This window comes from Microbacterium sp. H6, from assembly GCF_003314775.1.
Taxonomy (GTDB): domain Bacteria; phylum Actinomycetota; class Actinomycetes; order Actinomycetales; family Microbacteriaceae; genus Microbacterium; species Microbacterium oxydans.
In genome coordinates this window covers 19,352-30,651 of sequence record NZ_QOAY01000148.1, presented here as the reverse complement: position 1 = coordinate 30,651, position 11,300 = coordinate 19,352, and the positions used below count along the sequence as shown (strand labels likewise).

The following is an 11,300-nucleotide window of genomic DNA, read 5'->3' as shown; positions in this document are numbered from 1 at the left end:
CGATGAGGCTCGCGGCTCTTCGCCAGCAACGGATGCGGATGGTACGGAGGTGAGGCGCCGACTCCGATCGTTCCGGGTGCGGGCGGCCGTTCCGGGGGTCGTCGTCCGACTGCTGGTGGTGGGTATCGCGTGGGGAGGGGCGCTCGTGCTCGTCCCCTTCCCGTTGTGGCAGGGCGTCGCCGTGATCGCCGCAGCGCTCGCCGTCGTGCTCCAACGTTCCCTGGCCGCCTGGCTGGCAGCCGCATGCCTCGTGTTCGGCATTCTCCTGACGGACCCGGATCCGGGGCGCACCGCTCTGGCAGTGCTGCTCGTGCATGCGATCCACGTGCTCGGATCGTTGAGCCTGGTGATCCCGATCTCCTCGCGTGTCGCGCTTCCCGTTCTGGGGTCGAGTCTCGCGCGTCTCCTCGTCATCCAGCTGCTGGCGCAGCCCGTCGTGTTCGGCGTGTGGCTGCTCGCGCCTTCGGATGTCGTGCACGGCCTCACCCCGCTCGCACCGCTCGCCGCCGCGGCGCTCGCCGTCGGAGTTCTGCTGGCCCTGCACGCCGCCCGGAGAGCGGACGCTCACCCCCGAGAGTCCGAACGGGTGGAGGGGGAGAGCATCGCGGTGCGGCACGACGGAGCCAATGTCCGTGGCCCCTCGTAGACTTGTCCGGTGCCCATCGTCCCCGTTGCCTCCCCCGGAAAACTCAGTGTCCGCGGTGCCCGCGTCCACAATCTCAAGAACGTCGACATCGACATTCCCCGCGACTCGCTCGTCGTGTTCACCGGTCTGTCCGGATCGGGAAAGTCCAGCCTCGCGTTCGACACGATCTTCGCCGAGGGGCAGCGCCGCTATGTCGAATCGCTGAGCGCGTACGCGCGCCAGTTCCTCGGTCAGGTCGATCGGCCCGACGTCGATTTCATCGAAGGGCTGAGCCCCGCCGTCTCGATCGACCAGAAGTCGACCAACCGCAACCCGCGGTCCACGGTCGGCACGATCACCGAGATCTACGACTACATGCGACTGCTCTGGGCGCGCATCGGCATCCCGCACTGCCCTGAGTGCGGCGAGCGGATCCAGCGTCAGACGGTGCAGCAGATCGCGGATCAGCTCATGGAGCTCCCCGAGCGCACGCGGTATCAGGTGGTCGCGCCGATCGTCTCGCAGAAGAAGGGCGAGTTCGTCGACCTTTTCCGGGAACTGGGCGCGAAGGGGTACTCACGCGCGATCGTCGACGGCGACCTCATCCAGCTGGCCGAGCCTCCCACGCTCAAGAAGAGCTACAAGCACGACATCGCCGTGGTGGTCGACCGCCTGGTCGCATCCGACGACATCCTCGGACGCGTGACCGACTCGGTCGAGACTGCGCTGGGACTCGCCGGCGGTGTGGTGCAGATCAACTACGTCGACGGCGAGGGCGACGACGCCTGGCAGACCTTCTCCGAGAAGCTCGCCTGTCCGAACGGCCACGCTCTCACGCTCACCGAGATCGAACCGCGCACGTTCTCGTTCAACGCGCCGTTCGGAGCCTGTCCCGCATGCTCCGGCCTCGGCACGCGCATGTCCGTCGACGTCGACCTGATGCTCGGTGACGAAGACCTGTCGATCCGCGAGGGCGTCATCATCCCGTGGACCACGCAGGGCAAGGGGCTGTTCCAGTACTACGAGCGGCTGCTCGAGGGACTGTCGAACGACCTCGACTTCTCGTTGGACACTCCGTGGCGTGAACTGCATTCCGATGTGCAGAACGCTGTGCTGCGTGGCGAGAACTACAAGGTCTCCGTGAAGTGGAAGAACCGCTACGGTCGCGAGATGCGCTACACCTCGGGCTTCGAGGGTGTGGTGCCCTACATCGAGCGCCAGTACCTGCAGGCCGAATCGGACAACCAGCGCAACCGCTGGGGCGAGTACCTCCGCGAGGTGCCGTGCCCCGTGTGCGACGGCGACAGGCTCAAGCCCGAGGTCCTCGCGGTGCAGGTGCACGGGCACTCGATCGCCGAGGTCTCGCACCTGAGCCTGGCCGACGCGCGTGCCTTCATGGAGACGCTCACACTCACCGAGCGTGAAGCCAAGATCGCGGCTCAGGTGCTGCGTGAGATCCGCCTTCGTCTCGATTTCCTGCTGCAGGTGGGTCTGTCCTACCTCAACCTCAGCCGCTCGGCGGGGTCGCTGTCCGGTGGTGAGGCGCAGCGCATCCGTCTCGCGACGCAGATCGGCTCCGGACTGACCGGAGTCCTCTATGTCCTGGACGAGCCGTCGATCGGTCTGCATCAGCGCGACAACCGCCGTCTGATCGAGACGCTGCTCACGCTGCGCGACCTCGGCAACACGCTGATCGTGGTGGAGCACGACGAAGAGACGATCGAAGCAGCGGACTGGGTCGTCGACATCGGCCCCGGCGCGGGCGTCAACGGCGGTGCGGTGGTCCATTCCGGACCGTACTCCGCCCTGCTCGCCGACACGGAATCCATGACCGGGGAGTACCTGTCCGGCCGTCGTGAGATCCCCATGCCGAAGAAGCGCAGGAAGATCGACAAGAAGCGGATGCTGAGCGTCGTGGGCGCTCGGGCGAACAACCTCCGCAATGTCACCGCAGACTTCCCGCTCGGCGTCCTCACCGCAGTCACCGGGGTCAGCGGCTCCGGGAAGTCGTCTCTCGTCAACGACATCCTGTACCAGGTGCTGGCGTCGCGGCTGAACGGTGCGAGAACCGTCCCCGGCAAGCACACGCGGGTCACCGGACTCGACAACCTCGACAAGGTCGTGCACGTCGATCAGGCCCCGATCGGTCGCACCCCGAGGTCGAACCCGGCCACGTACACGGGAGTGTTCGACCGCATCCGCACCCTGTTCAGCGAGACGCCCGAAGCGAAGGTCCGCGGTTACCAGCCCGGACGCTTCAGCTTCAACGTCAAGGGCGGCCGGTGCGAGGCCTGCTCAGGCGACGGCACGATCAAGATCGAGATGAACTTCCTGCCCGACGTGTACGTCGACTGCGAGGTCTGCCACGGCAAGCGCTACAACCGCGACACGCTCGCCGTGCACTACAAGGGCAAGAACATCGCCGAGGTGCTCGAGATGCCGATCGAGGAGGCAGCCGAGTTCTTCGAGCCGATCCAGGCGATCCACCGCTACATGAAGACGCTCGTCGACGTCGGGCTCGGGTACGTGCGACTCGGCCAGTCGGCGACGACCCTGTCCGGTGGTGAGGCGCAGCGCGTCAAGCTCGCGACCGAGCTCCAGCGACGCAGCAATGGACGCAGCATCTACGTGCTCGACGAGCCGACGACGGGTCTGCACTTCGAAGACGTCCGCAAGCTCCTCGAAGTGCTCAACGGACTGGTCGACAAGGGCAACACGGTCATCGTGATCGAGCACAACCTCGACGTGATCAAGTCCGCGGACTGGGTGATCGATCTCGGCCCTGAGGGCGGTTCGGGCGGCGGACAGATCGTCGCCACGGGTACCCCGGAGCAGATCGCGCGCGTCGAGGAGAGCCACACCGGTCTCTTCCTCGCCGAGATCCTGGGTGAGGGGCGCTCCGCGCGGAAGGCCAGCTGATGGCCGACGTGTTGCCGTACAAGCCGCGGGCCGGAGAGATACCCACCGACCCCGGCGTGTACCGGTTCCGCGACTCGGCCGGTCGCGTGCTCTACGTGGGGAAGGCGAAGAACCTCCGGCAGCGGCTGTCGAACTACTTCGCGCCGCTGCGGACCCTGCACGAGCGGACCCGACGCATGGTCACGACGGCGTCGTCCGTCGAGTGGACGGTGGTCCCGACCGATGTCGACTCGCTCCAGCTCGAGTACATGTGGATCAAGGAGTTCGATCCGCCCTTCAACGTGCGGTACAAGGACGACAAGTCCTATCCCTTCATGGCTGTCACGCTCGCAGACGAAGCACCGCGTGTGATCGTTACGCGCAACCGGAAGATCCCCGGCGCTCGCTACTTCGGCCCTTTCCCGAAGGTGTGGGCCGTGCACGAGACGATCGACCTGATGATCAAGGCGTTCCCGATCCGCACCTGCAGTGACTCCAGCTACCGTCGCGCCATGCAGACGGGCAGGCCGTGCTTCCCCGGCCAGATCGGCAAGTGCGGTGGTCCGTGCTCGATGACGGTGAGCATCGAGGAGCACCGTGCCATGGTCGACGACTTCGTCGCCTTCATGGCCGGTGGTGATGAGCGCTTCACGCGCGAGCTCACGAAGCGGATGCTGGCCGCGTCGGCGGCGATGGACTACGAGGCCGCAGCCAAGTATCGGGACAAGCTCTCGGCCATCGAAGCTGTGCTGGGCAAGAGTGCACTCGTGCTCCCCAGTGATGAGGACGCCGACCTGTTCGGCATCGCCGAGGACGAGTTGGCGGCGGCGGTGCAGCACTTCGTCATCCGCGGCGGCAGGGTCCGTGGTGTGCGTGCTCTGACGATCGAGAAGGAGATCGACATCTCCAGCGGCGAACTCGTCGAGCAGGTTCTCCAGCAGGCCTACGGCGAAGCGCAGGACGTGCCGCGGCGTATCCTGGTGCCCACGCTGCCCGACGACGCCGCGGAGCTCGAGCTGTGGCTGCGTGAACGCCGCGGTAAGAAGGTCGAGATCGCGGTGGCGCAACGCGGCCAACGCGCAGATCTCATGCGCACGGCGACCTTGAACGCACAGCAGGCGTTGATCCGTCACAAGACACGGCGCACGACCGACTACGTCGCCCGCACGCAGGCTCTCACTGACCTGCAGGAGGCGCTCGGGATGGACGAAGCGCCGCTGCGGATCGAGTGCTTCGACATCTCGCACCTCGGCGGCACGAATGTCGTCGCCTCGATGGTGGTGTTCGAGGACGGCCTTCCCCGCAAGGACCAGTACCGCTCGTTCAACATCGCCGAGACCACGGATGACACCGACTCGATGTATCAGGTGCTCCGTCGTCGCTTGGCCTACCTCGACCGACCCGAAGAGCCGGAGGCCATCGACCCGACGACAGACGAGGTCGTCGGGGAAGACGTCGGCGAGGCGACAGCACGTCGGAAGCCCCGCTTCGCGTATCCACCGCAGCTGCTTCTCGTCGACGGCGGACAGCCTCAGGTCGAAGCGGCGGCCAGGGCGCTCCGTGATGCGGGACACACCGAGATCGCGGTGTGCGGCATAGCGAAGCGACTCGAAGAAGTCTGGCTTCCCGGCGAGGACTTCCCGGTGATCCTGCCGCGCACGAGCGAAGCCCTCTACCTGTTGCAGCGGCTTCGCGACGAGGCACACCGGTTCGCGATCACGCATCAGCGCAAGAAACGGCGGAACGACATCGGCTCCGTCCTCGCCGAGGTTCCCGGGCTGGGTGCCGCGCGCATCAAGGTGCTGCTCAAGCACTTCGGCTCGGTCACCGCTCTTCGCGCGGCAGAACCGGGGCAGATCGAAGAGGTCCAGGGGATCGGTCCCGTGCTCGCCCAGAACATCCACACGCACCTCTCCACTCGCTAGGCTGGAGGTCGAGGGGGAGAGGGAGCACTGAGCGATGTCTGACGGGGAAAAGGGCGAGTTCCTCATCGTCACGGGAATGTCCGGCGCGGGTCGGACGACGGTGGCGAACGCACTCGAGGACCTCGGCTGGTACGTGGTCGACAATCTGCCCCCGCAGATCCTGCGTCCTCTGCTCGATCTGACCGACATGGGTGGCACGGCGCTGCCCAAGGTCGCCGCCGTCGTGGACGTCCGTGGACGCAACCTCTTCGACGACTTCCCCGGTGTGGCGCGTGCGCTGCGTTCCCGTGGCTCCGTCCGCGTGCTGTTCCTCGACGCGTCGGACGACGTGCTGGTGCGTCGATTCGAGTCCGTGCGCAGACCGCATCCGTTGCAGGGGGAGGGGACTCTGCTCGACGGCATCCGTACCGAGCGTGAGCGCCTCGCCCCGATCCGCGAAGGCGCGGACCTGGTGATCGACACCTCGATGCTCAACATCCACCAGCTCGCCACGCACGTCTCCGACATCTTCTCGGCAGAGGGCGAGGCGCGGCATCGGGTCACGTTGCTGAGCTTCGGATTCAAGTACGGGCTTCCGACCGACGTCGACATCGTGGCAGACATGCGATTCCTGCCGAACCCGTTCTGGAACGAGGAGCTGCGCGGTCAGACGGGACAGGACGAGCCCGTGCGCGAGTACGTCCTCTCCCGCGAAGGCGCGATGGAGTTCCTGGACTCCTATTCGAAGGCGCTGGTGCCCGTGCTCGAGGGATACCAGCGCGAGAACAAGAGCCACTCGACGATCGCTATCGGCTGCACCGGCGGGAAGCACCGTTCCGTGGCGATGTCGGAAGAGCTGGCGCGCCGCCTCGCTGCGATCCCCGGAGTGGCCGTGAACGTCCGTCACCGGGACCTGGGCCGAGAGTAGCGGGCCGTCCGGCCGAGTAAGCTGGACGTTTGCGTCGCGATCCGGCGCGTGAACGTGAAGGAGTGTCGTGGCACTAACCACCGACGTCAAGGCCGAGCTGGTCAGCATCCGCAACGCACCCCCGACGGTGCGAGTCGCGGAAGTGACCGCCATACTCCGGTTCGCCGGTGGTCTGCATTCGATCGCCGGCCGTGTGGCCGTGGAGGCCGAGGTGGATGCCGAGACTCTCGCACGACGCGTCGCCCGCGACCTCGCTGAGATCTACGGCGTGCGCCCGGAGATCGCCCAGGTGCAGTCGAGCACCGCGAACGACGGTGCACGCTGGGCTGTGCGGGTGATCGCGCAGGGGGAGACCCTGGCCCGTCAGACGGGTCTGCTCGATCAGCGTCGACGGCCCGTCCGTGGGCTTCCCAACCGGCTCACCACCGGTTCCCGGGCCGAGGTCGCCGGCTTGTGGCGCGGCGCGTTCCTCGCGGCCGGCAGCCTGAGCGAGCCAGGACGCTCCGCCATGCTCGAGGTCGTCTGCCCGTCCTCGGAGGCGGCCATGGCTCTCGTCGGCGCCGCGCATCGACTCGGGGTGGCCGCGAAGGCCCGTGAGGTGCGCGGTATGCCGCGCGTGGTCGTGCGCGAAGGCGAGGCCATCCGCACCATCCTGAACGAGATGGGAGCGCAGAAGACCGCGATCGCCTGGGAGGAGCTCCGCCAGCGCCGCGAGGTCAGGGCCGGCGTCAACCGTCTGGTGAACTTCGACGACGCGAACCTGCGCCGTTCCGCACAGGCCGCCGTTGCCGCGTGCGCGCGTGTCGAGCGTGCCCTCGAGATCCTGGCCGACGAGGTCCCCGATCATCTGAAGGTGGCGGGCGAGCTTCGTCTCGCGCACCGTGATGCCAGCCTCGACGAGCTGGGACACCATGCCGACCCGCCACTGACGAAGGACGCCGTCGCCGGTCGCATCCGTCGCCTGCTGGCGATGGCGGACAAGCGCGCGCAGCAGGAGGGCATTCCCGGAACGGAAGCCGCCGTCCCCGTCGGACTCGACGTCTGATCCGCATCCTCGACCAAGGCCCGTCGTCCGGCATCCGGACGGCGGGTCTTCGTCATACGGCGGAAGGATCGGGGCCGTGGCCGCGTTGTCGTCAGTAGGATGAATCACGTCCGCTCTACGCCGCACATCGGCGGCGCGGAGGATCGGCAAGCGCCGCGGCGCGGCGCGGATTGGATGAAAGCGATATGGCGACCTACACGCTCCCCGACCTTCCCTACGACTTCGCAGCCCTCGAGCCGCACATCAGCGGCAAGATCATGGAGCTGCACCATGACAAGCACCACGCGACCTACGTCGCCGGCGCGAACACCGCTCTCGAGCAGCTCGCCGAGGCTCGCGAGAGCGGCAACCTCGCGAACGTGAACAAGCTCGAGAAGGACCTCGCCTTCAACCTCGGCGGTCACGTCAACCACTCGATCTTCTGGACCAACCTGTCGCCGAACGGCGGAGGTCAGCCCGAGGGCGAGCTGAAGGCCGCGATCGATGAGTACTTCGGCTCGTTCGAGAAGTTCCAGGCGCACTTCACCGCCGCGGCCACCGGAATCCAGGGCTCCGGCTGGGCGGTGCTCAGCTGGGACTCGATCGGCTCGCGCCTCATCATCCAGCAGCTCTTCGACCAGCAGTCGAACACGGCGCAGGGCACCATCCCGCTGTTCCAGCTCGACATGTGGGAGCACGCCTTCTACCTCGACTACCTCAACGTGAAGGCCGACTACGTCAAGGCCGCGTGGAACATCGCCAACTGGGAGAACGTCGCCCAGCGCCTCGAGGTCGCCCGTCAGCAGACGAACGGCCTGCTGGTACTGTCGTAATCGGGTCGCGTCCCGACGGGCCACGGCTCGTCGGGACGCCCTCTCAGCCAAAAAACCCCGCACCTCACGCTCGCTGGAAAGCCGCGTGCGATGCACGAGAAACAGGGAGACCTGAGTGTCTGTCAAGATCGGTATCAACGGCTTCGGCCGCATCGGACGCAACTACTTCCGCGCGGCTCTCGCGCAGGGAGCAGACCTTGAGATCGTCGCCGTCAACGACCTCACCGACAACAAGACCCTGGCGCACCTGCTGAAGTACGACTCGGTGGGCGGCGTCCTCGACGCCGAGATCAGCTACGACGACGAGAGCATCACCGTCAACGGCAAGACCATCAAGGCGTTCGCCGAGCGCGACCCCGCAGGCCTCCCGTGGGGCGAGCTGGGCGTCGACATCGTGATCGAGTCGACCGGCTTCTTCACCAAGGCCGAGCTCGCCAAGAAGCACATCGAGGCCGGCGCGAACAAGGTCCTCATCTCGGCTCCCGGTACGGGCGTCGACGGCACGTTCGTCATGGGCGTGAACGAGGACACGTACAACCCGGAGACCGACCACATCATCTCCAACGCGTCCTGCACCACGAACTGCCTCGCGCCGCTGGCTCAGGTCTTCAACGACGCGTTCGGCATCGACCGCGGTTTCATGATGACCGCGCACGCGTACACCGCAGACCAGAACCTGCAGGACGGCCCGCACAGCGACCTCCGTCGTGCCCGTGCCGCTGCGATCAACATCACCCCGGCCTCGACCGGTGCGGCCAAGGCCATCGGCGAGGTGCTCCCTGAGCTCCAGGGCAAGCTGAGCGGTTCGTCGTACCGTGTTCCGGTTCCCACCGGCTCGATCGTCGACCTCACCCTCATCACCGACCGTGAGAACCTGACGGTCGACGAGGTCAACGAGGCCTACAAGAAGGCTGCTGCCGAGGGCCGTCTCGCGGGCTACCTCCAGTACAACGAGGACCCGATCGTCTCGAGCGACATCGTGCACAACCCGCACTCGTCGATCTTCGACTCGACGCTCACCAACGTGAGCGGCAACCTGATCAAGGTGTCCAGCTGGTACGACAACGAGTGGGGCTACTCCAACCGTCTCGTCGACCTGACCGAGTACGTGGCCGAGCGCCTCTAAGCTCAGACACATGACTCTGCGCACCCTGGACACCCTGGGGTCGCTCGAGGGCAAGCGCGTCATCGTCCGTTGTGATCTCAACGTCCCCCTGCGGGATGGGATCATCACGGACGATGGCCGTGTCCGCGCCTCGTTGCCGACCCTCAATGCACTCATCAACGCGGGCGCCCGTGTTGTGGTGTGCTCGCACCTCGGCCGACCCGACGGTGCGCCCGACCCGCAGTACAGCCTCGGGCCGGTGGCTCAGCGGCTCTCCGAGCTGCTCGGCGCCCCGGTCGCGTTCGCGCGCGACACGGTCGGCGAATCCGCCAAGGAGGCCGTGGCATCGCTCGAGGACGGCGGGGTCGTCGTGATCGAGAACCTGCGGTTCAACCCGGGGGAGACCTCGAAGGACGCCGCCGAGCGTGCTGCCTTCGCGGCCGAGCTCGCAGAACTCGGGGACGTGTTCGTCTCCGACGGGTTCGGCGTCGTGCACCGCAAGCAGGCCAGCGTCTACGAGCTCGCCGAGCTGCTCCCGTCGGCGGCCGGTCTGCTGATCGCCGCGGAACTCGACGTGCTGGACCGCCTGACCGAGAACCCCGAGCGCCCCTATGCGGTCGTGCTCGGCGGCTCGAAGGTCAGCGACAAGCTCGGCGTCATCTCGCACCTGCTCCCGCGCGTGGACAAGATCCTGGTGGGTGGCGGAATGCTCTTCACCTTCCTCAAGGCCCAGGGGCACGCCGTCGCCTCGAGCCTTCTGGAAGAGGATCAGCTCGACACGGTGCGCGGGTACATCGCGGAAGCGGCTGAGCGCGGCGTGGAGCTCGTGCTCCCCACCGACGTCGTGGTGGCCGCGTCCTTCGGCGCCGACGCCGCGCACGAGGTCGCCGCAGCCGACGCGATCGAGTCGACGCCGTTCGGTGCCTCCGGCATCGGGCTCGACATCGGTCCGGAGACGGCGGCACGCTTCGCCGAGGTCATCCGCGGGTCGAAGACCGTGTTCTGGAACGGCCCCATGGGCGTGTTCGAGTTCCCTGCCTTCGCAGCGGGCACCAAGACCGTCGCGCAAGCGCTCACCGAGGTCGACGGCCTCAGCGTCGTCGGCGGGGGAGACTCCGCTGCAGCCGTGCGCCAGCTCGGCTTCAGCGACGACCAGTTCGGTCACATCTCGACCGGTGGCGGCGCGAGCCTCGAGTTCCTCGAGGGCAAGAAACTACCTGGGCTGGAGGTCCTCGGATGGGTGTGAACTCTCGTACCCCGCTGATCGCGGGAAACTGGAAGATGAACCTGGACCACCTGCAGGCGGTCGCGTTCGTGCAGAAGCTGCACTGGACGTTGAAGGATGCGAAGCACGAGGACGGATCCGTCGAGGTCGCGGTGTTCCCGCCGTTCACCGACATCCGCAGCGTGCAGACCCTCATCGACGCGGACAAGATCCCGTTCGCGCTCGGAGCGCAGGATGTGTCGGCACATGACTCGGGCGCGTACACCGGCGAGGTGTCGGGAGCGTTCCTGGCGAAGCTCGATGCGAAGTACGTGATCATCGGCCACTCCGAGCGTCGTGAGTACCACTCCGAAGGTGACGATGTCGTGGCCGCCAAGGTCAAGGCAGCGCTCAAGCACGGCCTGGTACCGGTCATCTGCGTGGGCGAGACGGCCGGCGACCTCGAGAAGTTCGGTGCCAGCGCGGTTCCGGTGTCGCAGCTCGAGGCAGCGCTCGAGGGGGTCTCGCCGAAGGCGGACATCGTCGTGGCGTACGAGCCCGTGTGGGCGATCGGCTCCGGTCAGGCGGCGACGCCTCAGCAGGCGCAAGACGTCTGCGCCGCTCTGCGCGCCGTCATCGCGAAGGTGCTCGGCGACGAGGCGGCAGCGCGCACGCGGATCCTCTATGGAGGTTCCGTGAAGTCGGGAAACATCGCCAGCTTCATGCGCGAGCCCGATGTCGACGGCGCACTCGTCGGCGGGGCGAGCCTCGTCGTGGAC

Annotated in this window: 9 protein-coding genes; all 9 read left to right on the top strand. The window is 66.9% G+C overall.

The window, feature by feature from the left end; translation table 11 throughout:
* Positions 1-49 precede the first annotated feature (49 nt).
* Entirely contained in the window at positions 50-646 is a 597-nt protein-coding gene (locus tag DSP71_RS09605) for a hypothetical protein (RefSeq protein WP_147251271.1), read from the top strand.
* A gap of 9 nt (positions 647-655) precedes the next feature.
* A complete protein-coding gene (gene uvrA / locus DSP71_RS09600) occupies positions 656-3,544 on the top strand; it encodes an excinuclease ABC subunit UvrA (protein WP_113680975.1) in 2,889 nt (962 codons plus the stop codon).
* Positions 3,544-5,448, top strand: coding sequence for an excinuclease ABC subunit UvrC (uvrC, locus tag DSP71_RS09595; protein ID WP_113680974.1), 1,905 nt, complete (start codon positions 3,544-3,546; stop codon positions 5,446-5,448). The genes uvrA and uvrC overlap by 1 nt, the downstream gene beginning before the upstream one ends.
* 34 nt (positions 5,449-5,482) lie before the next feature.
* Positions 5,483-6,355: an RNase adapter RapZ gene (gene rapZ, locus DSP71_RS09590; RefSeq protein ID WP_046749271.1), complete on the top strand. Its 873-nt coding sequence runs from the start codon at positions 5,483-5,485 to the stop codon at positions 6,353-6,355.
* Between the two features lie 67 nt (positions 6,356-6,422).
* Positions 6,423-7,400 (top strand): DNA-binding protein WhiA, encoded by a 978-nt coding sequence (whiA, locus tag DSP71_RS09585; RefSeq protein WP_017830285.1) that lies wholly within the window; start codon positions 6,423-6,425, stop codon positions 7,398-7,400.
* 185 nt (positions 7,401-7,585) lie between these two features.
* On the top strand, positions 7,586-8,212 hold the full coding sequence (locus tag DSP71_RS09580; protein ID WP_025105027.1) for a superoxide dismutase: 627 nt from the start codon (positions 7,586-7,588) through the stop codon (positions 8,210-8,212).
* Between the two features lie 115 nt (positions 8,213-8,327).
* On the top strand, positions 8,328-9,338 hold the full coding sequence (gap, locus tag DSP71_RS09575) for a type I glyceraldehyde-3-phosphate dehydrogenase (RefSeq protein WP_113680973.1): 1,011 nt from the start codon (positions 8,328-8,330) through the stop codon (positions 9,336-9,338).
* Positions 9,339-9,348: 10 nt separating this feature from the next.
* A complete protein-coding gene (locus DSP71_RS09570) occupies positions 9,349-10,563 on the top strand; it encodes a phosphoglycerate kinase (RefSeq protein WP_113680972.1) in 1,215 nt (404 codons plus the stop codon).
* Positions 10,554-11,300: triose-phosphate isomerase (tpiA, locus tag DSP71_RS09565; RefSeq protein WP_113680971.1), on the top strand; the 747-nt coding region annotated here is incomplete at its 3' end. The genes DSP71_RS09570 and tpiA, both read left to right, overlap by 10 nt.